At 47.1% G+C, this 26,089-nt stretch carries 21 protein-coding genes, 2 pseudogenes and 1 riboswitch; of the genes and pseudogenes, 7 read left to right on the top strand and 16 right to left on the bottom strand.

Features of this window, described 5'->3' with window-relative positions:
• Window positions 1-14: 14 nt before the first annotated feature.
• From E4665_RS18055 to E4665_RS03445, 9 genes are all read right to left on the bottom strand, one after another.
• A complete protein-coding gene (locus E4665_RS18055) occupies window positions 15-185 on the bottom strand; it encodes a hypothetical protein (RefSeq protein WP_167815100.1) in 171 nt (56 codons plus the stop codon).
• Window positions 167-342, bottom strand: a riboswitch (Lysine riboswitch). It overlaps the preceding gene by 19 nt.
• A 62-nt stretch (window positions 343-404) precedes the next feature.
• Window positions 405-2,186: an excinuclease ABC subunit UvrC gene (gene uvrC / locus E4665_RS03480; RefSeq protein ID WP_135347427.1), complete on the bottom strand. Its 1,782-nt coding sequence runs from the start codon at window positions 2,184-2,186 to the stop codon at window positions 405-407.
• A gap of 177 nt (window positions 2,187-2,363) precedes the next feature.
• Window positions 2,364-2,681, bottom strand: a complete 318-nt coding sequence (trxA, locus tag E4665_RS03475; RefSeq protein WP_135347426.1) for a thioredoxin — start codon at window positions 2,679-2,681, stop codon at window positions 2,364-2,366.
• A 98-nt stretch (window positions 2,682-2,779) separates the two neighbouring features.
• Complete coding sequence (locus E4665_RS03470) at window positions 2,780-5,131, bottom strand: endonuclease MutS2 (RefSeq protein WP_135347425.1); 2,352 nt, start codon at window positions 5,129-5,131, stop codon at window positions 2,780-2,782.
• Between the two features lie 31 nt (window positions 5,132-5,162).
• A complete protein-coding gene (gene polX / locus E4665_RS03465; protein ID WP_135347424.1) occupies window positions 5,163-6,884 on the bottom strand; it encodes a DNA polymerase/3'-5' exonuclease PolX in 1,722 nt (573 codons plus the stop codon).
• Between the two features lie 51 nt (window positions 6,885-6,935).
• Entirely contained in the window at window positions 6,936-7,481 is a 546-nt protein-coding gene (locus E4665_RS03460) for a CvpA family protein (protein WP_135347649.1), read from the bottom strand.
• 307 nt (window positions 7,482-7,788) lie between these two features.
• Window positions 7,789-10,200 (bottom strand): phenylalanine--tRNA ligase subunit beta, encoded by a 2,412-nt coding sequence (gene pheT / locus E4665_RS03455; protein WP_135347423.1) that lies wholly within the window; start codon window positions 10,198-10,200, stop codon window positions 7,789-7,791.
• 16 nt (window positions 10,201-10,216) lie between these two features.
• A complete protein-coding gene (gene pheS, locus E4665_RS03450) occupies window positions 10,217-11,251 on the bottom strand; it encodes a phenylalanine--tRNA ligase subunit alpha (RefSeq protein WP_135347648.1) in 1,035 nt (344 codons plus the stop codon).
• 387 nt (window positions 11,252-11,638) lie between these two features.
• Window positions 11,639-12,406, bottom strand: a complete 768-nt coding sequence (locus E4665_RS03445; protein ID WP_135347647.1) for a TrmH family RNA methyltransferase — start codon at window positions 12,404-12,406, stop codon at window positions 11,639-11,641.
• Between the two features lie 113 nt (window positions 12,407-12,519).
• Here E4665_RS03445 and sspI point away from each other — a divergent pair, with 113 nt between their 5' ends.
• Window positions 12,520-12,723 (top strand): small acid-soluble spore protein SspI, encoded by a 204-nt coding sequence (gene sspI / locus E4665_RS03440; RefSeq protein WP_135347422.1) that lies wholly within the window; start codon window positions 12,520-12,522, stop codon window positions 12,721-12,723.
• 81 nt (window positions 12,724-12,804) lie between these two features.
• On the opposite strand, the gene hisC is transcribed toward sspI, so the two are convergent.
• The 5 genes from hisC to E4665_RS03415 all read right to left on the bottom strand — a co-directional run bounded on the left by hisC (window position 12,805) and on the right by E4665_RS03415 (window position 17,863).
• Window positions 12,805-13,863, bottom strand: a complete 1,059-nt coding sequence (gene hisC / locus E4665_RS03435) for a histidinol-phosphate transaminase (RefSeq protein ID WP_135347421.1) — start codon at window positions 13,861-13,863, stop codon at window positions 12,805-12,807.
• A 318-nt stretch (window positions 13,864-14,181) separates the two neighbouring features.
• Window positions 14,182-15,135, bottom strand: coding sequence for a ketopantoate reductase family protein (locus E4665_RS03430; protein ID WP_135347420.1), 954 nt, complete (start codon window positions 15,133-15,135; stop codon window positions 14,182-14,184).
• A 161-nt stretch (window positions 15,136-15,296) separates the two neighbouring features.
• Window positions 15,297-15,773 (bottom strand): glutathione peroxidase, encoded by a 477-nt coding sequence (locus E4665_RS03425; protein WP_135347419.1) that lies wholly within the window; start codon window positions 15,771-15,773, stop codon window positions 15,297-15,299.
• Window positions 15,774-15,790: 17 nt separating this feature from the next.
• The gene (locus E4665_RS03420; RefSeq protein WP_135347418.1) at window positions 15,791-17,101 is read right to left on the bottom strand and encodes a VTT domain-containing protein; all 1,311 of its coding nucleotides are present in this window, start codon (window positions 17,099-17,101) and stop codon (window positions 15,791-15,793) included.
• A gap of 138 nt (window positions 17,102-17,239) precedes the next feature.
• The gene (locus E4665_RS03415) at window positions 17,240-17,863 is read right to left on the bottom strand and encodes a hypothetical protein (protein ID WP_135347417.1); all 624 of its coding nucleotides are present in this window, start codon (window positions 17,861-17,863) and stop codon (window positions 17,240-17,242) included.
• A gap of 175 nt (window positions 17,864-18,038) precedes the next feature.
• On the opposite strand from E4665_RS03415, the gene E4665_RS03410 reads away from it, so the two are divergent.
• From E4665_RS03410 to E4665_RS03390, 5 genes are all read left to right on the top strand, one after another.
• Window positions 18,039-18,755: a LytR/AlgR family response regulator transcription factor gene (locus tag E4665_RS03410; protein WP_167815099.1), complete on the top strand. Its 717-nt coding sequence runs from the start codon at window positions 18,039-18,041 to the stop codon at window positions 18,753-18,755.
• Window positions 18,752-19,477 (top strand): sensor histidine kinase, encoded by a 726-nt coding sequence (locus tag E4665_RS03405; RefSeq protein ID WP_206663549.1) that lies wholly within the window; start codon window positions 18,752-18,754, stop codon window positions 19,475-19,477. Before E4665_RS03410 ends, E4665_RS03405 begins: the two co-directional genes overlap by 4 nt.
• Window positions 19,478-19,630: 153 nt before the next feature.
• Window positions 19,631-21,475, top strand: a complete 1,845-nt coding sequence (locus E4665_RS03400) for an ABC transporter ATP-binding protein (RefSeq protein ID WP_135347415.1) — start codon at window positions 19,631-19,633, stop codon at window positions 21,473-21,475.
• A complete protein-coding gene (locus E4665_RS03395; RefSeq protein ID WP_135347414.1) occupies window positions 21,475-23,355 on the top strand; it encodes an ABC transporter ATP-binding protein in 1,881 nt (626 codons plus the stop codon). The genes E4665_RS03400 and E4665_RS03395 overlap by 1 nt, the downstream gene beginning before the upstream one ends.
• A gap of 155 nt (window positions 23,356-23,510) precedes the next feature.
• Entirely contained in the window at window positions 23,511-23,714 is a 204-nt protein-coding gene (locus E4665_RS03390) for a hypothetical protein (RefSeq protein ID WP_135347413.1), read from the top strand.
• 27 nt (window positions 23,715-23,741) lie between these two features.
• Here the strand turns inward: E4665_RS03390 and E4665_RS03385 are convergent.
• A pseudogene (locus E4665_RS03385) lies at window positions 23,742-25,159 on the bottom strand (IS3 family transposase).
• Between the two features lie 27 nt (window positions 25,160-25,186).
• Between E4665_RS03385 and E4665_RS03375 the strand changes: the two are divergent.
• Window positions 25,187-25,492, top strand: a pseudogene (locus tag E4665_RS03375) (GNAT family N-acetyltransferase); the annotation flags it as partial.
• A gap of 308 nt (window positions 25,493-25,800) precedes the next feature.
• Here the strand turns inward: E4665_RS03375 and E4665_RS03370 are convergent.
• A partial coding sequence (locus tag E4665_RS03370) for a group II intron maturase-specific domain-containing protein (protein WP_338325994.1) occupies window positions 25,801-26,089 on the bottom strand: 289 nt, incomplete at its 5' end.

Here is a 26,089-nt window from a genome sequence, read left to right as displayed (position 1 = left end):
GCTCCTTTAGATTATCAACGGCAGTACCCGTGCCGCCGCTCTTCCGCGTCCTCTCTATCCATCTGCGGGACGATCTTTGAAAGAGCTACACCTTTTGTTTTTTTACCTTCAGTGACAAAAAGAACAGCGAGCTTCCCCGCTGTTGAACTGACAATCTTTTTCAACGTGCTGGGATAGTTCTCCACACTTTCGTGTGACAGCCCTGCACCTATTCAATGCAGATCCAGCCAGGAAACGTGATGAAACGCCCCCTGCTTCGGCAGACTACCCCTTCGGCCGCGGTCAGTGAATCTCATCCTTCTCGCGCGGTCTACTCATGAAGACTGCTCCTCTATCACTTCAGATATTTGAAAAAATTAAGTTATGTGAATTATAGCAGAACTATGACCCAGAGACAATGTTTTTCAGGTCGAACTGTCCAAATATTTTCTAACGGTTTCCGCAATTTTCTGGGGAAGTCCGGCGTTTTGCAGCGTCTCGCTACTGGCCTCGCGTATTTTTTTGATCGAACCGAACGTCCGGAGCAGAGCCTGTTTCCTCTGCTTCCCGATTCCAGGAATATCGTCAAGCACTGAGTGAAGCATTTCTTTCTGGTGCACCTGCCTATGGAACGTGATGGCGAAGCGGTGCACCTCATCCTGTATCCGCTGCAAAAGATAAAAGGCCTGGCTGTTTCGTGCGAGCGAAACAAAAACCGGAGGATCCCCAGCCACCAGTTGAGCTGTCCGGTGCTTATCGTCCTTCGCAAGACCGCAGACCGGAATATAAAGGCCGAATTCATTTTCCAGAACATCGATGGCAGCCGACAGTTGGCCTTTGCCACCGTCGATCAGGATCAGATCCGGAAGAACGGCACCTTCTTTAAGCAATCTGGAATAACGTCTGCGGACCACCTCTTTCATTGTGGCATAATCATCCGGTCCGTTGACCGTTTTTACACGATATTTACGGTAATCGCTCTTCTTGGGGCGGCCGTCTTCAAAGACGACCATCGCGGATACGGGGTCCGCGCCTTGAATATTCGAGTTATCAAAAGTTTCGATCCGGCGCGGCGCAGGCATATCCAGAGCCTCACCAAGCTGTTCCACGGCACCGACCGTACGTTTCTCATCCCGCTCAATCAGCGCGAACTTTTCCTTGAGTGCGATCTGCCCATTTTTGATCGCCATATTGACCAGATCTTTTTTCCGGCCACGCTGCGGCTGGATGACTGTGATGCCAAGCATCTGCTCAACAAGCTCCTGATCGACATGATCGGGAATCAGAACCTCTTTTGGCTTGATATGATTCTGATGCGAATAGAACTGCCCGATAAATGTCAGGAAATCTTCTTCTGGTTCCTGATAAAACGGGAACATTGAAGCCGCCCGCTCAATTAATTTTCCCTGGCGCATGAAGAAGACCTGGACACACATCCACCCCTTGTCAATGGCGTAGCCGAACACATCGCGATCGTCCAAATCATTGAAAATGATTTTCTGCTTCTCCATAACCGTTTCAATGTGCCGGATCTGATCGCGGAACTCCTTTGCCTTTTCGAAATGAAGTTGTTCCGCTTCATTCAGCATTTTTTCCTTAAGAACCTTTTTCACATCCTGATACCCCCCATTCAAAAAACGGGTGATATCCTCCGCCATGTTTTGATAGGTTGCCACCGGAATGTCGTTGACACAAGGCGCAAGGCACTGGCCAATATGATAATAAAGGCAGACACGATTAGGTAGCGTGTGGCATTTTCGCAGCGGATAAAGCCGGTCAAGCAGCCGTTTGGTTTCATTCGCCGCCGTCACGTTCGGATACGGTCCGAAATATTTACCGCTCCTCCGATTCACTTTCCGTGTGATAATCAGACGCGGATATTTTTCCGAAGTCAGTTTGATATAAGGATAACTTTTGTCATCCTTAAGCATGATGTTATATCTTGGTTCATATTTCTTAATCAGATTGATTTCAAGCAACAGCGATTCTATTTCTGAAGAAACAACGATATATTCGAAATCAGCAATATCCGCTACAAGGCGCTGCGTCTTCGCATCGTGGGATCCACTGAAATATGAATGAACGCGGTTAAACAGATTTTTTGCTTTACCGACATAAATGATCTGCCCCTGGCTGTTCTTCATCTGATAGCAACCCGGCTGTTTCGGGAGCAGGCTGAGTTTTTCTTTAATCTTCTGGCTTACCATGGTTCGATTCATCCTTTTTACAGTCAATCAGACACGGTTCGCCTTCTGCGAACAAACTGTCTCCTTTTATTATTATCGAGATTTCAGAAACATTCAACTGCTAATGCTGAAAAATAAAAGGAGGCAGCCAAAACGGCAACCTCCTTGAGTACTGATTTAAAGCTGATAATCAGCGAATCAGCCGACGTGCTCTTTAATTCGGTCTACCAGTGCTTCCTTTGGTGTGAAGCCGACAATCTTATCGACGATTTCGCCGTCCTTGAACAGGAACATTGTCGGGATGCTCATGACACCATATTTGCTGGCAGTCGCCTGATTTTCATCAACGTCCAGCTTAACAATTTTAAGATTATCTGCTAATTCGGAGTCCACTTCTTCGAGAACCGGAGCCATCATTTTGCATGGCCCGCACCATGTTGCCCAAAAATCAGTGAGCACGAGTCCCTTCGATGTTTCATCCGCAAAATTTGCGTCGTTTACCTGACTGATTGCCATTGCGTAAAAACCTCCTCAATTGATTCAATATGCTTTATGTCACAAAGTATAGCATCTCCCGTTCGGAGAATCCATTAACCTGCTTACAGACAAAGCCCTTATTTAAAATCAACGACCGTGACGCCGCTTCCACCTTCGCCCTGGCTTCCGAGCCGCGAACTTTTCACACGCGGATGACGTTCAATCAATTGGGAAACACCTTTCCGAAGTGCACCGGTTCCCTTTCCATGGATGATGGACACACGCGGAAAACCTGCGAGTAATGCTTCATCAAGGTATTTTTCAACTTTAAGCATGGCGTCCTCATAACGTTCACCGCGCAGATCAAGTTCCGGCTTCACCGTCGTACCGGAAGTCCGGACATTGACAACCGGGCGGACTTTTTTCTCTTCTTTAACTCTCTTCAGGTCGCCTTCCGCAACATTCATTTTCAGGATCCCTGCCTGGACAAGATATTCGTGATCATTAATTTTTTCAACGATATAGCCCTCCTGCCCAAAGCTGAGAATCTTTACATGGTCGCCCTGAGTGAATCCAGTCACCTGATGCGCAACCGGAGCCGCTGAAACCTGTCTGTCCTGTTGGCCCAGTGAATCCAGTGCGTGGGAAAGCCTGGTTTTTGCGTCGATTAACTGATGCTCTTTAACCTGTCCCCGGTTTTTAAAGTTGCGCAGTTCTTCGATAATCTCTTCCGCTTCCTGCCTTGCCTCTTTAACTGCACGTTCTGCCTTTTCTCTAGCCTGCTTAAGGATCTGTTCTTTATTGCGTTCCAGATCATTCAGTTTTTTGGTCAGTGCCGTTTCTTTTTCTTCAGCGTCAAGCTTCAGCCTGCGCGCGTTCTCTTCTTCAATCTCCGCCGCTTTGCGGTTTTTTTCAAGTGACGCGATCATTTTGTCGATCTGATTCGTTTCCTGGCTGATCTGAAGTCTCGCGTCCTCAATGATATCTGCGGGAAGACCCAGCTTTTTCGAAATTTCAAACGCGTTACTCCGCCCCGGTACGCCAAGAAGCAGCCGGTATGTCGGACTGAGCGTTTCAACATCGAACTCGACACTTGCATTCATGACGCCTGTCCGTTCATAGGCATAAGCCTTCAGTTCACTGTAATGCGTGGTACAGATGATCGTCGCCCCTCGGCCGTATACCGCGTCCAGTATGGCAATCGACAATGCCGCGCCTTCCTGGGGATCAGTCCCTGCCCCGAGTTCATCAAATAGGACTAGGCTCTGAAAATCAACCTCTTTCAGGATGCCGACGATGTTAGTCATGTGCGATGAGAAGGTGCTAAGGCTTTGTTCGATGGACTGCTCATCACCGATGTCGGCAAAAATTTTCTTGAAAACACTGATTTCTGATCCCTCTTCGGCAGGGATCTGTAGACCGGACTGCGCCATTAAAGTAATCAGACCGGTTGTTTTCAGTGAAACGGTTTTGCCGCCGGTATTCGGTCCGGTAATGATCAGCGCATGTATCTGCTCATCAAAAACCACATCAATCGGCACAACTTTCTCAGGGCTGATCAGCGGGTGGCGCGCCTTCTTGAGTTGAATGATTCCCTGATCGTTCAGCTTCGGCCGGGTGGCCTTCATCTGATGGGCATAAGAAGCTTTGGAAAAAATAAAATCCAGATGCGCCAGATTTTCGACAGATTCAAGAAGGCTATCAGCATACTCAGCTGTCCCTTCTGACAAAACGCGAAGGATCCGCTCAATCTCATGACGCTCTTTCGCCCGCGCTTCACTCAGCTGGTTGTTCAGATCGACAATCGCCTGCGGTTCAATGAATAGAGTTGCACCGGATGCCGACTGGTCATGCACGATGCCACCGAACGACGCACGGTATTCCTGTTTCACCGGAATAACCTGTCTGTCATTGCGAATCGTGATAATCGCTTCGGACAGCATCTTACCGTTAGAATGGACAATATTATCCAGTTTCTGTTTCACGCGGCTGTCAAACGTGCGGATCTGCCCCCGGATATGCCGCAATGCCGTACTCGCCGAATCCATCACACCGCCCTGATCGTCAATTGCGCTGCGAATTTTCCGCTCCAGGCCACCGGGCACTTCCATTTCTCCCACCAATCCTGTCAGGATCGGCAGCTCAATTTCTTCGCTCTCCACAAGATCCAGAATGAATGATTTCATCAGACGTATGCCGCGTATCGTATCGGCAATATCAATCAGTTCCTTAGCCTGGAGAATGCTTCCTATTTTTGATCGTTTCAGGCCGGGCCTGACATCCGTGATTCCTCCAAAGGGCACAGAGCCCTTCAATCGGAGTACCGTCGCCCCTTCATCGGTTTCTTCCTGCAGCTTTTTAACTTCCGCTAGATCTCCTGAAGGCTGCAGCTCTTCAATCCAGCTTTTGCCGAGTGAAGAGGCGGTATAATTTATCAGCTGCAGTTTTATTTTTTTATATTCCAATGCTTTCAAAGCATGCTTATTCAAAGGTTGCATCCCCTTGTTGAAGATGATTCGTTTAAAATGGTTTCTTTCCTGCCCGCAAAAAAGTGGTGAATTGTTCCACAGTCATTGTATTCAGAACGTTTTCTGCACGGATCCATCCGCGCACCGCCGTCTGAACGCCAATCGACATGTCTTCCATCATTTTTTTGGAATGGCTGTCGGTATCGATGGCAATTCTCACACCGGCTTCCTGAGCCTTGCGCACGCGTTCCGATGACAGGTCAAGCCTGTTGCGGTTGCTATTTAATTCCAGCGCCGTTCCGGTTTCTTTCGCCAGCTGAATCAAGCGGTCTAAATTGACCGGATAGCCGCTTCGCTTGCCGAGCAGTCTCCCTGTCGGGTGAGCGATCAGCCGTACATACGGGTTTCGGCACGCGCTTTCCAGACGCTTCATGATCTGATCCGTGCTCTGGGAAAAAGAAAAATGAATCGATGCGATCACGAAATCCAATTTTTTCAGAATGTCATCTGAATAGTCCAGGGAACCGTCTGGAAGGATGTCCATTTCCACGCCGGAAAAAAGCGTAAAATCCTCGTACAGCGCATTGACACGTGCTACTTCTTTAAGCTGCATCAGCAGACGCTCCTCAGAAAGCCCTGACGCCACACGCAGCGATTTGGAGTGATCGGTGAGGCATGCGTAGGCATAGCCCCTTGCTCTCATTGCTTCCGCCATTTCCTGGACCGTATACGACCCGTCGCTCCAGGTGGAGTGCATGTGCAGATCGCCTTTAATATCGGACAGCCGGATCAGCCCAAGGAGCCCTGATTTTGCCTTCTCGACTTCATCCGTTCCTTCGCGCACCTCCGGAGGAATTTTGCTGAGCCCGAAGTGACCGTAAAGTTCCTCCTCAGTTGAGAAAGTACGGACCGGCTTGTTCTCCGCCTCTACGCCATACTCGCTGATTTTTTCGCCGTGCTCCTTTGCCAGATGGCGAAGCAATATATTATGTTCTTTGGAACCCGTAAAATGATGAAGCGTGGTCACATAAGCTTCCGGGGCCGCAAAGCGAAAATCGACGGACACATGATAAGGATCATCAAGCACCACGGTCATTTTTGCATCGCCTCGCCCGGTCACTTCAGAAACAGGTAGAAGCTCGATAATCCTGTCCGCAGTATTTTCCGGATCATCCGTCTCGATGACAAAATCCAGATCTTTCATAGACTCTTTTGCCCGGCGGAGACTTCCGGCACGCGAAAAGCGCTTAATCGTTTGCTCGGATTGAAGCGCTGATTCAATTTTTTCAGCTAAACCGAGCATATAAGGAATGGGCAGCTGCTCCGGACGCTGGTTTAATTTTTTAATGGTTTCCAGCAATTTTTCTTCGGTTTTTTCGCCAAATCCGGGAAGCCCGCGGACTTGCTCCCCCTCACACGCCTCCCTCAGTGACGCGAGATCGGTCACATTCAGCGCCTGGTAGAGCTTGCCAATTTTCTTTCCGCCAAGCCCCTGAATTTTCACAAGCTCAAGCAGTCCGGACGGAATCTCTTTCTGCAGCTCGCGTAGTACAGAAGACTCGCCGGTCATCATTAAATCTTTAATAACATCAGCCGTCGCGCGGCCGATGCCCTTGATTTTACTGAAATCATCAATGCCGGCAACCGAGCGTTGATCCGTTTCCAGTGCCTGACCGGCACGACGGTAAGCGGCAATTTTAAAAGGATTGTCACCACGGATTTCCAAATAAAGGGCAATCCTGTCCAGTTGATCGATAATCTGTTTTTTATTCATATTTATCACTCTTTTCCAGATGAACGGAGAGAGATTAGCTCAAAGAGGCTGTTAGCGGACAAATGCGATCGCGACCCACATTTGATGCAACATTTTAGAAAATACGGGTGTACTGCCAATAATCGACTGAGCCAGTGATGAGCCGTCAATGGATGACTGAAGCCCGCTGATCGGTGTTAATGCTCCAACATAGAGCAGGATAAAAACGACCAAATAGAATTCCACAAAGCCGAACAAACCGCCGGCCAGATGGTTCACGGATCGGATCAGAGGCAATTCCGCGAGAAAATCAAGCATATGACCGATGATCGTAAGGACAATCTTGGTTGCAATAAACAGAATTAGAAAAGCGATCGCCTGATAATAGGCCGACTGCAAATCAAGATGGCCGAGAAAACTGAATGTGCCGCTTTGCGCCGCCGATGTCGGGAATGGCACCCAAAGCTTGATTGTCGGCGTCAGCTGTTTGTAATACATAAATGCCACGATATAAGCGATAACAAACCCGGCCAGATGCACGAGCTGCAGAACCAGCCCCCGCTTAAATCCCATAAAAAAACCTGAAGCGAGAAGCACTAAAATGATTATATTGAGCAACATTTTTTATCCCATCTTTCCTTTCAACGGCATCATTCGCTGTTCAGCGAAAAACGAACCATGCCAATCATTCTTAACTTTTCCCATGGCAAAAAAATATCTCAGAACGGATTCGACATCATTTTCTTAATCATATCAAAAATAATAAGGATATAGAAGAGGCAGTCCTTACCGCTATCTTAATACTTCATCGGTTTTGCCTCTTCATTTCTGACCGGATCAAAGAGACACGCGCGCCTCCACCAAAAAAGAACCGGTGCAGTTGGTCATCCAGCCGCACCGGTTCCGTTGCTATTCAAAAGATTGATCAGCCGCGCAGTTCTGCGCCGCATTCCTTTTCACAGGCCTCAAGAATTTTTTCATGAATCGCACTGACCTCGTCATCGGTCAGCGTGCGTTCTGGATCGAAATAGGTCAGCGAGAAAGCCATCGATTTCTCATCTTCTGCGACGTGGCTGCCTTCATAAATATCAAACAAGTTCACTGACTGCAGCAGCGGTTCGCCATTTTCCTTAATCACTTTATAGAGATCTGCCGCCTGTACGGACCGTTTCACGACAAGAGCAATATCGCGGGTCGTTGATGGGAAGCGGGGCTGTCCATGATAGATGATCGGTGCCTGCTCGCCGCGCAGCAGCGGTTCAATGGCTATTTCAAAGACAAACGTTTCATTCAGATCTGCTTCTTTCTGTACGGCTGGGTGAAGCGCCCCGAGATAGCCGATCACTTTCCCGTCAAATAGAATATCGGCAGTCTGTCCCGGATGCAGTCCCGCCCGTTTTGCGGGAAGGTAGTCGATCCGGTCAGAAAGCGACAGGGAATCAAATACTTTTTCGACGATGCCTTTGACCGTAAAGAAATCAACTGGGAGTGCTTCACCCTCCCAATTCCGCTCAGATCGGCTGCCCGCAATCGCCCCGGCAAGGTGCTCTTCTTCTTCGGGACGGGGACTCCCGGCCTTCGGAATGAATACTTTGCCGATTTCATAAAGGGCCGTATCCGGCATCTGACGATTCAGGTGGTAGCTGACAACATCGATCAGCTGGGGGACAATACTCTGGCGGAGGACGGCGTGTTCTTCACTCATTGGAGAGAGCACCTTCACTGGTTTTTCAGATGAGGGATGAACCGCATAGGCTGCGGCATGTTCATCCGTTGTCAAAGAATAAGTGTATGCCTGAGTCAGGCCGGCGCTTTCCATCAGCAGCTCCGTCCGTCTCGTCAGCTCCTGATACTGAGTCAGGCTCGCTTTAATCGCTTCTCCCTCGGGAAGCGTTGCGGGGATATGATCATAGCCGTAAATTCGTCCGACCTCTTCAACCAGATCCTCAGGGATGGAGACATCGAAGCGCCTTGCAGGCACCGTCACCCGAATTGTTTCTCCTTTTTTATCAACTTTGAATCCGAGGCGTGTGAGTATGCCCCTGATGACGTCAAGAGAAAGATCCGCACCCAGTACCCGGTTTATTTTCTGCCACGGCAGCGTGATTACTGTTTCTGGTACCGTCCGCTCACCCTGTTCCACAATTCCTTTCAGGACACGGGCATAAGCATATTTTGTAAGAAGCTCGGCCGCCCTGTCTGATGCCTGCGTCACACGATTGCGGTCAATCCCTTTTTCATAACGGCTGCTGGCATCTGTCCTCATCTGTAGGCGCGCCGCGGTTTTCCGGATAGAAATCGGATCAAAAACCGCTGATTCAAGCAGAACTTTACCTGTTGATCCAGTAATCTCTGAACTTTCCCCACCCATGACTCCTGCGACAGCAACGGCTTCTTTGCCATTTGTGATCACGATGTCTTCAATCGTCAGTTTCCGCTCCTGGCCGTCCAGAGTTTTCATCGTCTCATTCTGCCCTGCAAAGCGAACAAGTACCCGGTCCGAACCGAATGTACCAAAGTCAAAAGTGTGCAGCGGCTGGCCGTACTCAAGCATCACGTAGTTAGAAATATCCACGACGTTGCTGATCGGGCGGACACCCGCCGCGATCAGACGCAGCTGCATCCAGCGCGGCGACGGAGCGATCCTGATGCCTTCAATCAGCCTTGCGCCATAATAGGGCACCTTCTCTCCGGCTCCGACTGTCACACTGACCTTTTCCGCAGCGTATTCATCTGTTTCGTGAGGATCAGGAACCGGAATGTGAACAGGGCGGTTTAAGATGGCGGCTACTTCATGAGCGACGCCAATCATATTCATGCAATGCGCGCTGCTGACCAATATGTCGAGATCAAGAATCGCATCATCTAAATTCAGATAAGGCAAAGCATCCTGTCCGACCCGTACATCGTCGTCGAACACATAAATGCCGTCCTCATAGGGTGCCAGTGCTTTGTCGACGCCTAATTCGCTCAGCGCACACAGCATACCGTTCGATTCCACGCCCCGGAATTTGGACCGCCTGATTTTGACATTGCCCGCGATTCTGGCACCATTCGTTGCAACCGGAACCTTCTGACCGGCTGCGACATTCGGCGCGCCGCAGACAATCTGTACCGTTTCCGACCCAAGATCAACCTGGCATACGTGCAGGTGATCCGAGTCGGGGTGAGGTTCGCACGTTAAAACTTTCCCGATCACAATTCCTTTTAATCCTTCACCCGGATAACTCAGATGCTCCACTTCAATTCCAGCGTTCGTAATCTGGTCCGCCAGCTCTTCAGGTGTCACTCCGTCCAGATCCACATAATCTTTTAACCATTTATAAGAAACCAGCATATCTTTTTCCCCTCTCTTATGCCCGATCGAATTGTTTCAGGAAACGGATGTCATCCGTGTAAAAATGCCTGATGTCTTCAATGCCGTACTTGAGCATCGCGATCCGTTCCGGTCCCATGCCAAAAGCGAACCCGGTATAAACGGACGGATCAAAACCGGACATACGCAGCACATTCGGATGCACCATGCCGGCGCCCAGAATTTCAATCCACCCGGTTCCCTTGCAGACGGAGCATCCATGTCCGCCGCATCTGAAACAGGAGATATCCATTTCGACGGACGGTTCGGTGAAAGGGAAGAAGCTTGGCCGCAGGCGGATTTCACGTTCGGCGCCAAACATATGCTTGGCAAAAACCGTCAGAACACCCTTCAGATCGCTCAGCCTGATATTCTTGTCAACGCAGAGACCTTCAATTTGCATAAACTGATGCGAATGTGTCGCATCATCATTATCGCGGCGATAAACCTTTCCGGGACAAATAATTTTAACCGGCCCTTTGCCCTTGTGAGCTTCCAGCGTTCTCGCCTGCATCGGCGACGTGTGCGTCCTCATCAGAATATCTTCTGTAATATAAAAAGAATCCTGCATGTCACGCGCCGGGTGGTCTTTCGGAAGGTTCAGCGCTTCAAAGTTGTAGTAATCCTCTTCAACTTCAGGACCTTCAGCAACGGAGAAACCGAGTCCGATAAAGAGGTCTTCCACTTCCCGTATGACTGATGCCAGCAAATGATGACTGCCCGTCTGCACTTTTCTTCCCGGAAGCGTGACATCAATTTTTTCGCTTTCCAGTTTCCTTTCGAGCAGTCTGGCCTCAATCTCAGCCCTTTTCTCTTCAATCAAGGTTCCAATCGCGTTTCTGACATCATTCGCCAGCTGACCGATGACAGGGCGCTCCTCCTTGGTCAGCTTGCCCATACCTTTCAGTACTTCCGTAATCGGACCTTTTTTCCCTAGAAAATTCACGCGGATGTCCTGAAGCTTTTTCAGATCGTCCGCGGACTTCACATTTTCCAGCGCTTTTTCCCGCAATTCCAGCAGCTTTTCCTTCAGCATTTTTTGTTTCATCCCTTCTGTTCTTTAATTTCCGTGTAATCAAAAACGCCCCATCCCATGAAAGGGACGAAGCGTCGCGGTACCACCCTTGTTGACAATGAATAAACCAATGCCCACTCAAAATCGGATAACGGCGATCAGCCGGCGCACTCTATATACTGAACCATCAGTGTTTAAGCGGCAGCTCCAGAGTGAATTCACTTTACCCGTCCCGCAAATGCGCTTTCAGTCAGTGACGCGTTCTCCCTGGGCGGTGGAATAAAGATACTGCTCTCCATCTCAGCTTTTTCTTAAAGTTCAAAATATCCGGGAAAAGATCTTCGATGAATAAACGTATATGTTACGCACAAACTTTTCCAATCGGTACCTATTAGTATAGGCATTTTATTCCTGAGTTGCAAGTTCTTCCTCGTTCAGCCAGTATAAAAGGATCCCCGCCGCCACAGCAACGTTCATCGATTCAGCATGGCCGGCCATCGGTATTTTAATTTCCTCATCGGTTTCTGCAAGCAGTTCATGCTGCGCGCCATTGCCTTCATTGCCGACAATCAGTGCGAAGTCCTTTTTACCACCCTCTGTTTTCCTCATGTTTTTCGCCTGAAGTGACGAGCCGAAAACCGTGATATGATTCTTTTTCATCTCGGCCACAACATCAAAAAGATTGCGATGGAGCACAGGAAGATGAAAATGGGAACCTTGGGCTGATCGCAGTGTTTTTCCATTGTATCCGTCAGCGCAGCCGCCTCCCAGAAACACAGCATCGAGCCCGAAGGCATCCGCTGTTCGAATCAGCGTGCCAAGATTGCCTGGATCCTGGACGCCGTCAATCAACAAATAGCGTCCCCGATGAATAGTGATCGCCGGCTGAACCATTTTGCAAACGCCGATGATTCCCTGAGGTGTTTCAGTCTGTGACAGTTCAGTAAAAATTTTATGCGTGACCTGATACACTTCCACATCGCCAAGCGGCCAGCCCGCCGGAAGATGGAAGGCCTCATCAATCAGGACCGCCGTCAGCAGATGGCGCGCCGAGAGTGCCGCCTCCTGTACGAGATGCGGCCCTTCCAGAAGATACATCTGTTCTCTTTCCCGCCACTTTCTGATTTTCAGCTTTTTCCATAATTTCACTTTCTCATTTTGCATCGATACCATTCGTCTCAAAAAAAGAACCCCTTCATTCTCTGCCGTACATAACCATTCGCTTTTAATCCATACTATACCATATCGCCTGAATAGATTGCTTAAAGAAAGGGGCGCAATTAATTATGGATCTGGATATTCGCCGCGCAGTGCTGCACAACTTACACGGCAACAAGAAAAATGAACTTCAGGAGACGATCGTCGACGCCATCCATAACGGGGAAGAGAAAATGCTCCCAGGGCTCGGTGTCCTGATGGAAGTCATCTGGAACAAATCCGATCCCGCGTTTCGTGATCAGATGCTGACACGGCTGGAACAAGGCGTTTAACCGTCGCTATGGAAAAAATCAGGATGGTCCGTCATCCTGATTTTTTACTGTTCATTTATCACGAATTTCAGCCAGCGAATTTCAACCTAACAGTTCCCGCATCGTTTGAACAAACTGCTTCATTTCTTCATCAGTGCCTATGGATACACGCAAATAATCTGAAATACGCGATTGACTAAAATAGCGAACGAGAATCCCTCTTGTTCTTAGTTTGTGAAATAGATCTTCGGCCGGATAATCGGGATGTGTGATGAAAATAAAGTTGGCTCTTGAAGGAATTATGGAAAAGCCCATTTCATCAAGGCTTTTCACTGTATTCTCCCGCGTCCGGATCACGCGCTGCGCCATCTGACTGTAGTAATCATCCTCTTCAATCGCTGCTTTGGCCCCGGCCAGGGCAAGGCGGTCAATCGTATACGAGTTGATCGAATTTTTCAACCGATTGAGACCCTGGATGAGTCCCGGGTCTCCAAACGCATAACCGACTCGTATTCCGGCAAGGGCGCTATACTTGGAAAGCGTATGAACCACTAATAAGTTCGGATAGTCCTTAATCAGAGGAATCACCGTTTCACCGCCGAAATTCACGTACGCCTCGTCAATGATAACGACGCGGTCAGGATCCGCCTCCAGAATTTTTCTGATCGCCTGAACAGGTATCTCCCGCCCAGTCGGCGCATTCGGATTAGGAATCACAGCCCCTCCGCTTTGTTCACAGAAGGCTTCCACAGGAATCTCAAAGTTGTCGTTTAATGGAATAATCGCTGGCTGCAGCTCACAGAGATTGGCAAACACTTTATAAAAACTATAAGTAATATCGGCGAACATGACCGGACGGTCTGGCGAAAAAAAGGTCATAAAGCTGAAAGCAAGCACTTCATCCGATCCGTTACCGACAAAGATATTGTCACTTTGTATATTATAGTGCGCGGCCAGCGCCGCTCTCAGTTCGTCCTCATTCGGATCGGGATACAGGCGCAACTGGTCATCTGCAGCGTCTTTAATTGCCTGAAGCACGCCTGGCGCAGGAGGATACGGATTCTCATTGGTATTTAACTTGATGTAGCGTCTGTCTTTCGGCTGTTCCCCTGGGACATAAGGGTCAAGATTATGTACGCGTTCATTCCAATATTTACTCATAACGCACCTCGTTTATAGATTCCATGTATTAAAATAACATTAAGGCTTGACATCGTCCGGCATTTATTTTATTTTATACTCTTTATTAAATTTTTCACAGACACCTTCATAAAACCTGACAGGCTAGCAAAGAGGCGCAGGAATCATCAATCAAGAAAGAGCCATTTTTATTGTGTCCCGAACTGAATCCCCGCTTCCTCTTTATTTCAGGCTGTTTCTCCCAGGCTGAATATCCAATCAATACAAACAGATCACTTTTTGCTTCCTTCAGAAAGTGATCTGTTTAACTTTTCATCTTAAGTTTTAATAAAAGAGCGATTAATTTCTATACTGCCTTGTATGCTCGGCCAGGTGGACTAAATTTCGTAAAAAATCATGGGTTGACGCTTCATAATTATACTTTTTACCCAGATCATAAATATAACCATTGATATAGTCCACTTCCGTCAGCCGGCCTTTGGACATATCTTGATACATGGACGGGTAATGGAGAGGGTTGGTCACCTCACTCACATGCTGGATCGTTTCCCATTCTTCCTGCCTTGTGCTGAGCAACTGGATGCCCGCACGCTCACAGACATCATAGGCCTCATTGATCAGCTGTTTCCCCAGCTTTTCTGCATTCGGATAAGAGATAAACTGCCCCATTTGAATCTCAAAAAGCGTGCATAAAGTATTAATTACAGAATTGAAAATAACCTTAGCCATCAGTGTTCCCTGGAAATTTGTAGTCAGTGTCGGATTAAGGTTTGCCTTCGTGAAATCTTCGACGATCTGATGCGTGGTGACATCCGGCTGCTCGGTTTGATTCGCCATGTTCATCGAACCCGCGCCCTTCTTGCCGATAAAGTCAACATCGCCCGCTTTATTCAAAACCGTTCCAATAAGCGCGGTTCCGCCAATCACCTTACTCTTGTCAAAATACTGGTTCAGCTTTTCAATGTGGCCCATTCCGTTCATTCCTGTAACCACATACTGATGCTCCTTAAAGAAATGGGCACTGCGTTTCAAAAAGTCAGCCAGCAGCATCTGTTTTGTGAAGACAATATAAACATCCGGATCTCCATCATAATCTTCTGGAGTAAAAATGTTTACCGGAACCAGATGACGATTCTGGCCGTCCCGTGATACGTATATTCCGCCCTGCTTTTTGATGGCGTCAACCTGCTCACTCCAAGCATCCACATAATCTACCTGGAAGCCCGCTTCCTGGAGCAGAACCCCATATCGTACACCCATTGCTCCTGCGCCCAGAATCGTGTACTTTAACATTCTTTCACCCTCTTTGCTTTTGATTCGTATTGAAGACACTAAAAGTAACCGCTTAATCGGATGAAATGCCAACCCGAACCAACCGGTGAAAACATGAGTTCATTTTATCAGAACAAACGAACGGAAAACAACTTTCATGAATGCACCATCTCTTAAGATTCTCAATCGGTTTTTATAAGAACTGATATTTCTTTCTCAAGATCTTTGGGTTCAACTCTTGAGCCGTAATAACTGATGGCATCTCCCTGGCGATTAACAAGGAATTTGTTGAAATTCCAGGTAATTTTTTTCGCGCCGGACATCTCAAGAAGCTCCTTGAATAAAGGATTCATTTCTTTCCCTTTCATTTTGCTTTTTTTAAAGAGCGGAAAGGTGACGCCGTAATTTATTTTACAGAACTCTGCTGTTTTCTCACTCTCAGAAAATTCCTGTTTGAGAAAGCTGTCGCTAGGGAACCCCAGAACACAAAAGCCCTGATCCTTGTATTTCTCATAAAGAGACTCAAGGCCTTCATATTGAGGCGTAAATCCGCATTTACTGGCTGTGTTGGCAATGAGAAGCACTTTCCCCTTATAATCTATTAACGATTCTGATTTATTTCCGGTCAGTCTTTCAAATGTATAATCGTAAATTGACATAGTCTTTGCCCCGCTCCTTATTCGGATTTAATCACATAGTCGCCTTTAAGGTTTTCCTTACTCAAGGACACAAGCCGAAACAGTTCAAGAGACAGAATCATCCCGCTCAGCCAGACTGCTCCGAAAACGTATCCCGCCATTAAATCGCTAGGATTGACATTGCCGACATATATGCCACAGACAGCATACGTCAGCAAGAAGACAAGGAACAGACAAAACAGCAACGCGCCAAAAAGATAGTTTTTCTGATGGCGGATCAGCATCAACAGAAAAAAGCCATAAAAAACGATTAAAATAAAGGATGGTTCATAGGGAAAATCCGGGCTGATATACTTCCCACTCAGTAAAAATCGGAACAGCCAATGAACAACTCCCGAAAACAGAAAACTTCCGCTCAGTGTGATGGCAAAGAAAAGCATCTCAAGCCATTTGTTTGTATGATTCATGAGGATGACAGCGACGGTAACCAGGGAGACCACTGCGCATGGGATCCATGAGGAGAACATAAGGAATGCATTCATCAATTCTCGCCAATTAGAATTAAAGAGCGAGGAAATGATTGTCCGTGATACAGTGTCAAATGAGTCAAATTCATCGCTTATGAAATCCTGAACCATTCCGATCATTAAAGTAAAAAGAGAGACAAATGAAACCAGAACCAAAAAAATATATACTTTTATTCTTACAAAACTTTTATATCGTTTAAAAACAGCTTGAAAGAGAAGCAGGGCGGATTCTTTAATATACTGCCTGTTCGCTTTAAAGATGATATAACCAAGGACAAAGATGCCAATAATAATGCTGGCGACCACCAACCACCTTTTGATGATGCCCTGATACTTGTCCCACTCCGGTCCGAGCAAATAGCCCAGTGAAATGAACGTGCCTGTCCAGAGAAACACGCCAATATAAGAAAAGAGGGCAAATGAACGGAACGGGAGACGGATCACTCCTGAAATAATACTAGCCACATGACGTATTCCCGGAACAAAATATGAAAAGATCAGAAGCACTTTCCCGTAGCGCCCGTACCACTTTGACAACCTTTCCATTTTTTCAGGACCCATATGGATATAATGGCCAAATTTCCTAAAAAACGGAGCACCAAGTTTATATCCGATCCAATAGGAAACCGTGACACCAACCATTCCTCCCGCCCCTGCAGAAAGAAGGGAAAAAACAAGATTCATCTTCCCATGGAACGACAGGATGCCCACGTAGCTCAGAAGCGCCTCATTTGGGATGGGTATTAGAATCAGTTCCAGCATCAGCGATAGGAAAACCGTGATGTATCCATAATTATTCAGCAAATGAACTAAACCGCTCATAAAGAAATTCCTCCAGGTCATGGCACACAATTAAACTTTAACACGAAATCAAAATAAACTTCGTGTCAGATGATGTGGAAATGTCTGCAAAACGGGAAATAAGTCTTTCAGCCTCTGAACCATCAAGACTGTTCTTTATTATTCCCTGTTTTTGAGATGAATAAGGACCACATTTCCCGTCGCTTTTTTCTCAGGCAACCGCTCATACTCTGTAAAAGTTAAGTCCAATTCCTTATAATCATCAGGAAGTGCCGGAGAAATGATAAAGTCCATGTTGAATTCTCCGTCGCTGCCCGATCCCGCGTCAGAACGACAATCATACCCCTGGATTCCCAGATCAAGTTCCAAAAAGCCAGGGTCTTCCATCCCCGGTTTGAAAGGAGCCCATTCTTTCACCAGTTGGCGGCGATTCAATGTGAGCACGCTCGCATTGTCGTATTGTCGAATATAGGTTACATAAAAGAAGCGATCCTCTTTTTTCACGCCCTGCATCACCGGCAGAAATTTGCGAAAGCCTTTTGGTTCAACACGCGGTTTGAATTCTTCTTCATTTCTGAGTTCTGAGAATAATGCGCTTAGCAGGTTTTCATAAATGCCGTACTTCCTGGACCAGTTTTCCAAGAGTGCTTCCCCGGGACGTCCAGGATTTCCTCCGCAGATTGATCTGCGTTCCTTCAAAAGCGCGCAGATTTTCTCATCAATCGGTTCAAGCCGTTTGTCATAATAAACAGATTCGGGAAGTTCCCGATGATAGCGAAACATACTGTCACCTCTCTTATACTCAATACTAGTTAAATGAAGCATATCGCTCACTCTTTAACGCGTCAACCGAAGATTCAGCCGAAGGGCTGAGCTTCACCTCCATCGGATGCCTCTTGGCTGATTCATCCTTAAAATGTATCATAGATTTATCAATCCTGAGCCGAGGCCGACAATGATGAAAATCGCGATCTGTGATGATGATCAAGTGCAACGTGATTACCTTGCTTCGCTCGTGAACAACTGGGCGGAGCACAAGAGCGACCCCGTTGTCGTTGAAAAATTTATTGATGCACCGTCCTTTCTTTTTTCATGGAGCGGAGATAAGGGTTACGACGCACTGCTGCTCGATATTCAGATGCCGGGACTGAACGGCATGGAACTGGCACGAACGATACGGAAAACTGACGCGTCTCTCGCCATTATTTTTATCACTGGATTCTCCGATTATATGGACGAAGGGTATGACGTTTCCGCACTGCATTACCTGATCAAGCCAGTCAAAGAAGAGAAGTTGTTCGCCTGCCTAGATAAGGTTTCAAAGAAAATGAAAACTGAATCGAAAACAGTTCTTATAGAAACAAAAGGTGAGACGTTACGAATCAGGCAGGATGAACTAATCTGCGCTGAAGCATTCGCCCATTCAGTTGAAATTCAAGCCGGGAACCAGCACTTTGTAACGAATTTGAATATGGTGCAGCTGGAAAAGCAGCTTGATCCGGTGCTCTTTTTTCGTCCGCACCGCTCTTACATCGTCGGGTTACGCTATATCTGCAGGTTCGGAAAAAATGAATTGATCCTCGATAACGGCTTCCATATACCTGTCAGCAGGCGCCGTTATCAGGCAGCGAATCAGGCCTTCATCAACTTTTTTAAAGGGGGCACAGCAAGATGATCGATTTGTTTCTTTTCCCTCTCTCCGCCATCCTGCTGACTGGCACACTGTACCTGAGCATCCGCGCCATCATTTCCCGGCACATTGACAAGCGCATTGCCGGTTACCAAAATGCCCTCCTGATCAAACATTATGAAGAAGTTCAGAATATTTATCTGAAAATGCGCGGCTGGCGTCACGATTACCACAACCATATTCAGGTGATGAAAGCGCATCTGGCCATGAATCAGCTGGACGAACTGAAAGATTATCTGGACATGCTGGACAATGATCTGCAGACAGTCGATACAGTCATCAAAACAGGCAATATCCATCTGGACGCCATTCTTAACAGTAAACTCTCCCTGATGGCAAATCATCAGATCAAGGTGAATGCCAAAGCTCAGGTTCCTTCTGTGCTGACGATCAATGAATACGATCTGTGCAGCATCATCGGCAACCTCCTGGACAACGCCATGGAAGGATGCGAACAAGTGCCGCAATCCGACGATCAATTCATCCGAATCTACATCGGTGTATTCAAACAACAGCTCTACATATCGGTCACCAACTCCACCGGTGAACTGAAAAAAATCAGAACCGGGAAGTACCTTACTACAAAGGGCAGCGGGCACGGATTCGGTCTGAGACGGATTGACGCACTGGTCAAAAAATACGGCGGCTACCTCAACCGCCAGAATGAACCCGGCGTCTTTGCGACTGAAGTGATGCTCCCCTTGTAACTCGAGACGGTGGAAATTGAGCTGTTACGCACCCAAAGACTTGCCATTTTTTCCGTTGCAAAACCGTTCGTGCACGAATCAAGACCGTTCGTGCACTTTTTCTTTTACCCAGTGATTCGCATGGTACAGTAAGACCATAAGGAGTTGGTTCCAATGAGGACAGAAAAGCTCACAAAACCCGCGTATACTACAATCCAGAATATCGGCTATGTTCTTAAAAATTTATGGCACTGGAACAAGAAATTGTTTCTGGCTTCAGTTGTACGTATTCCCGTGCTCGTTTTCCTTCCTTTTCTCGGCATTCTGATGCCGAAACTCGTGATTGACTGCCTGACCGTGAAAGTAAGCCCCTGGCATTTTGCGGCAGTGATCGGGCTGGCAACACTGGGTATCATCGCCTGCAACGTTATCAGCCAATCTCTGGATGGTTGGATCACATGGAATGTGATCGAAAATCGGATACATTATATTATGCTGATGTTTCGCAAAAACATGGATACCGATTATGAAAATCTGGAGAGTCCGGAAGGGCAGAATAAACTGGAAAAGGCGAATCAGGCGACAAATTCCAACAACAAGGGAACTGAAGCGATTATTAAAACACTGATCCTGTTGGCCGCCAATCTCTTCGGTATTGTCTTTTACGGCAGTGTACTCGCCATGCTCAATCCGCTGATTATTGTCTTTCTGTTCATGACCGCCGCGGTCGGCTTTCTGTTTTCTTATTATGCGCAAAACTATGAGCATACGCATAAAGACGACTGGACACCGATTGAAAAGAAACTGGACTATCTGATTGATAAATGTGATGATTTTTCGGCCGGCAAAGATCTGCGTCTTTACCGGATGACGCGCTGGTTCGGCCGGCAATTCCAAACGCTTATGACAGAACGCACACTCTGGCTGCGGCGCATCGCTCTGCGCCATTATTTGTCCGATGGCACAGTGGGCATCATGGCGCTTTGCCGGGACAGTGTCGCATACGCTTATCTCCTGTTTCTTGTCCTGAACGGACGAATGACTGTCGCCGATTTCACACTCTACTTCGGCACAGTCGCCGGATTTTCTATCTGGCTGAACGGGCTGACGGATCAGTTCTCAAAGGTTCAGCACATGAGTCTGGAAATCTGTGACGTTCGCAGCTATCTGGACATCCGGGACCGGTTCAACAGGAGTGAAGGCACGCCGCTCCCTGATCAGGAAAGCTGGCCCTGCTCCATCACATTTGACCATGTCTCATTCTCTTATCCCGGAGGAAACAAAAAAGTCCTTGACGATGTCACCCTGCATATACGCGCAGGTGAGAAAATCGCACTGGTCGGGCTTAATGGGGCAGGAAAAACAACCTTGATCAAGCTCCTTTGCGGTTTCTATCATCCGACGTCCGGGCGGATTCTGATCAACGGAAAAGACATGACCTCCTTCAACCGGGATGACTATTACCGTTTGTTCACTGCCGTTTTTCAGGATATTCACACCCTGCCCGTTTCCATCGCCCGTAACATCGCGCCGCAGCTCGATCATCCAGTGAACACAGATAAAGTAAACCACTGTCTGGAGCTTGCCGGACTGAAAGAGAAAATAGATAGCCTGCCTGACGGCATGAATGCCATGATGGTCAAGGAAGTGAATGACGATGCTGTACAGTTCTCAGGAGGCGAGCTGCAGAAACTATTGCTCGCACGCGCTCTGTACAAAGAATCGCCTGTTCTGATTCTTGACGAACCAACCGCCGCGCTTGATCCGATAGCCGAGAATGAGCTCTATCAGCGCTACGGCACGCTCGCGTCTGGCCGAACCTCGCTTTTTATTTCCCACAGGCTGTCCAGCACCCGCTTCTGCGATCGGATTGTTTTCCTCTCAGACAGCAGGATTGCTGAATCCGGAACACATGAGGAACTGATGAACCAGGGTGGAAAATACGCCAAGCTATTTGACATTCAGAGCCATTACTATCAGGATCATGTCACAGAAAAAGCAGCGGGAGATGAAAGCTGATGCACCGCAACACTTATACCGTAACGATAAAAAATAAACTACACGTTCTTTGGCGCGGACTGCGGCTGATTCAGCAGAAAATTCCATCCCTGCTGCCGGCAACCGTTGCTGGAGCCCTGCTGAAATCATTTAGCCCGTTTATCACCATCTATCTGACAGCCCGGATCATTGATGAACTTTTTGGTGCAAAATCAGTTCCTCGTCTCACTTTATTGGTCAGTCTGGCCGTCTCGTTGAATCTGATCGTTTTTCTTTTGCAGAAAGGAATGGAACGGATCAGAGACACCGGAAACTATCGTCTGCTTTATTACGGTTTAATTGAGATGGACCAGTTGATTCTTAATACAGACTATGAAAACGTTGAAAAACCTGATTTTCACCTAAAAAAACAGAAGATTGAGGAAGCCTTTCAAGTAAAATACAGCGGGATCTGGCGGTTACCGGATCTGGCGGATCTGTTGATTTCTAACCTCGGCACCGTTATCTTCTCAATCGGGCTCGCATTCCCGCTTTTTACGACTTTTTCAAGCGGAAACCGCTCTTTCTTTAATTCACCATGGCTGGCTGTGCTGTTTCTCGGATTCATTCTTCTTTCAGCAACCTACTCAGTGGTGGCTAACACCCGATTCAGCAAAGCCGTATTTCGTAAGATGGGTGACGTGCCATCCGTCAACCGGGCTTTTTCATTTTATGGCAAAATGATGCAGGATTATCATCGTGGAAAAGATATCCGGATTTATCAGCAGCAGAAATTGATTGACAAGGCCTATAAAGACTTTCAACGTAAATCGCTTCAAACGTTCGGCATTGAAATGGCAAAAATGCAGGCGCGTTTTCTCGGCACTAACGCCGCCATCTCTTCGCTGATCAGCGGTTTTGTCTACCTGTTTGTTGGCATGAAAGCGCTGGTCGGCCTGATCAGCATCGGTTCAGTGGTTCAATACGTTGGTGCCATCAGCCAGTTCACCAGCGGCTTCTCTGAATTGATTAAGTCATCAACTGATAGCTGGCAGAACCTTGATTACGTGAAGCTTTACTTTGATTTTCTTGACACTCCGAATCCAAAGTATAAGGGGACACTTCCTGTTGAGAAGCGGAGTGACAACGACTATGAAATTGAATTTAAAAATGTGTCCTTTAGATATCCGGGCTCTGAACTGTATGCCCTGAAAAACCTGTCGCTGAAAATGAAGATCGGGCAGCATCTCGCGGTTGTCGGCCGGAACGGATCGGGGAAAACGACTTTTATCAAACTGCTGTGCCGGCTTTATGATCCCCAGGAGGGAGAAATTCTGCTTAACGGAATCAATATTAAAAAGTATGACTATCAGGAATACCTAAATTTGTTCTCCGTAGTTTTTCAGGACTTCCAGCTTTTCGCCTTCTCCGCAGGACAGAATGTCGCAGCAGACATCGCTTATGACCGGAAGCGCGCAATAGACTGTCTGAATGAGGCCGGGGTCGGCAGCCGAATTCGGAAAATGCCGAGAGGGCTGGATACCCCCCTCTACAAAATTGATGCCGACGGAGTCGATATTTCCGGCGGCGAGGCACAGAAAATCGCCATCGCCCGGGCACTTTATAAGAATGCGCCATTCATTGTTTTAGATGAACCAACCGCTGCACTGGATCCGGTCGCTGAATTTGAGATCTACTCCAAGTTTCAGGAGATCGTCGGCAATAAAACAGCGATCTACATCTCGCACCGGCTTTCCTCCTGCCGCTTCTGCGATAACATTCTGGTGTTTGACAAGGGAGAAATGATTCAGAGCGGAAGCCACGACGAACTGATTCAAGATGAAAAAGGCCAGTACTATGCGTTGTGGCAAGCGCAGGCACAGTACTATAAAGAAAATAATGAACAGGCCTTTTCCAGCTGAACGTTTTCCCTCATCAGAAATTATGATATTGTTTCAATAGTGATGATTGTGCGGCACGAATTTTAAAAATGGAGTGAGTTAATTTTATGAGCGATAGCCTTTTTAACGGAAGTCTGGTGAGGCTTGCCGCCTCTAGGCCCGAGGATGTTGACATCATGACCAGATGGTCTGAGGATTCGGAATATCTTAGGAATGTGGATACCGACATTGCCCTCCCCAAATCAAAGAGTCAGTTAGAATCAGAAGAAGCTAACGAATCTGGAACTATGGAATTCAGATTACGCACACTGGAAAAGGATGAATTAATTGGTTTTGTCGCCCTCTTTAGTATTGAATGGAATAACCGTGCCGGATTCTGATGTGAACCCCAAAAGTTGGACATAGTTTTAAGCTGCTTGCTCGGTGGTTGAAATCCGATAGTCAATCGGACTTTGACCACCGAGTTTTTCTTTGATCCTACATTCATTATAGTACTTCATCCATACACGCATAGCCGCTTCTAACTCTTCACTTGTCTGATAGTGGTGTGAGGCTACGGTTTCAGCTTTCATGAGGTGGAAAAAACTCTCCATTTGGGCATTGTCCAGACAAGTCGCCTTTCGAGACATACTCTGACACACATGATGCGATTTAAGTTCCTTGCGCCAAAGATAATTTTGGTACTGGAAGCCCTGATCCGTATGAACGTACGTGCGATAGTGATGTTCCGGCAGGCGTTCGAGAGCCTCATGAAGCGGTTTTAACGCAAACGCTACTGTCGGATGATCACTTATATTAAAGGATAAAATCTCATCAGAATAAAGATCCATAACAGGTTCAAGATAAAGACGTTCGTTGGTTGTTTGATGCCCCCAACGAAATTCGGAAATGTCAGAGACAAGCTTTTGGTAGGGCCGATCCGTCATGAACCGACGTTTCAAATGATTCTTAGCGACTTTGCCAACCATACCTTTATACGAATTGTACTTACGGATTCGTTGGGTGTAGGCCGTTGACTGAAGGCCTTCAGCGCTCATGATGTGTTGCACCTTTTTGTGATTGACAAGGATATGGTGACGCTGCAGAGCCAGGGTGACACGCCGATAGCCGTAGGCAGGATGATCGTGCTTCACATTCATGATTTCAGCAGTGATCCGATCATCGTTTTCGTGTTGTGAGTGCTGAAGCTGATTGTGCTGATAGTAATAGATACTCTTAGGCAACGGCACCACTTGTAAAATATGAGTCAGAGAGTGATTCTGCCTTAGTTCAGTAACTACTTGCGTTTGTTCCGTTCGCGTTGCTCTCTCTGATGAACTAAGGCATCTAATTTTTTTAAGTATTCGTTCTCAATCCGAAGAAGTTCGTTTTCTAGTTCAAGATCCTTAATCCGCTCCTGTTCCGGCTGATCAACATTTTTCGACTTGTCGTTCTTCTTGGCTATACGCTTGGTATGCTCATGTTTCCCCATAGGTGGACGACCTCGCTTGGTTTTTAATCCATCCACACCCATTGATTCAAACCGCCGATCCCACTGATAAATCGTTGACGGTGAAGAGATTTTGAAATGAAGGGCAGCACGTTCGAGTGATGAATGGTTCTCCTTCATCCACTTTAATACGTTCAGCTTAAAATTGCAGGTATATTCCGGACGTTCATCCAAATTTTTAATTCCTGCACTGCCGTTTGTCTGGTAGCGATGCACCCAATTCAAGAGCGTTTGATGAGACCGAATCTGATACTTACGGCACAAGGAGATGCTCCCCATCCCCATGAGGTACTCACTAATCACCTTCATCTTAAAATCATTGGAGTATTTGGTCATAGTAAAACCCCCTAAAGTTGAATTTTATTCGTCCAACTTCAGGGGGTCAGTTCATTCTTGGCCATTGGAATTGGCGAAGCTAAGAATCGCAATAAAGGTTATGGAACAGATGCCCTAAAAGTGATCCTGCACTACGCTTTCCATGAATTGAATTTAAACCGTGTCAGTCTGGATGTGATTGAATACAATGCTTGGGCTATCCATGCCTATGAGAAAGTTGGGTTTCAGCACGAAGGAAGAATGCGAGATGCTGTACTTCGGGACGGGAAGTCATACGATCGGCTGATCATGGGCATTCTGCGTTCAGAGTGGGAAGAGTTGAATCGGAAATGACGTGCTCAGCTGAATGATGCTTTCCTGATTTATCGTCCTTCATGAAAATATATCGCTCGTTATCGAGAAATATCGTCCTTCGTGAAAATATATCGCTCGTTATCGAGAAATATCGACCTTCGAGGAAAAATATCGTTCAACGCGACCGCAGAAACACTTCTCACTATATAGCTAGAGAATAAGAAAAAAAAGCGCAGGCATCACTGTCCTGCAATGCCTGCTCTGATTAATTATTCATTGATCGAGTAGGAGGAGATAATTTCTCCGACCTCTCACACCACCGTACGTACGGTTCCGTATACGGCGGTTCAATAGTTTAAGTGTGCACGCTCGAACAGACAGGTAAGATTTTTAAGACCTGTCTGTTCGAGTATTTTATTAGTTATTGCCCGATGTAGGATGTAGCTACAGGCGATACGCCAGTAGCCTTTTCGTGTATTTGCCCATTCCCACGCTTTTTGTTTGGGCACGTTAAGTTGAACAAGGCTTTTGTATTTCGTCCTGATCTTCTTCCAACGTTTCCAAATGATCTGTCGAATTCTGCGCCGGAGCCATTCGTCTAAGTGGTGGATGTAACTTTTCATATAGCTAATGCCA

Origin of the sequence: Sporolactobacillus shoreae (assembly GCF_004684935.1) — a bacterium.
Classification (GTDB): Bacteria; Bacillota; Bacilli; order Bacillales; family Sporolactobacillaceae; genus Sporolactobacillus; species Sporolactobacillus shoreae.
This window is presented reverse-complemented; position numbering and strand designations above follow the sequence as displayed.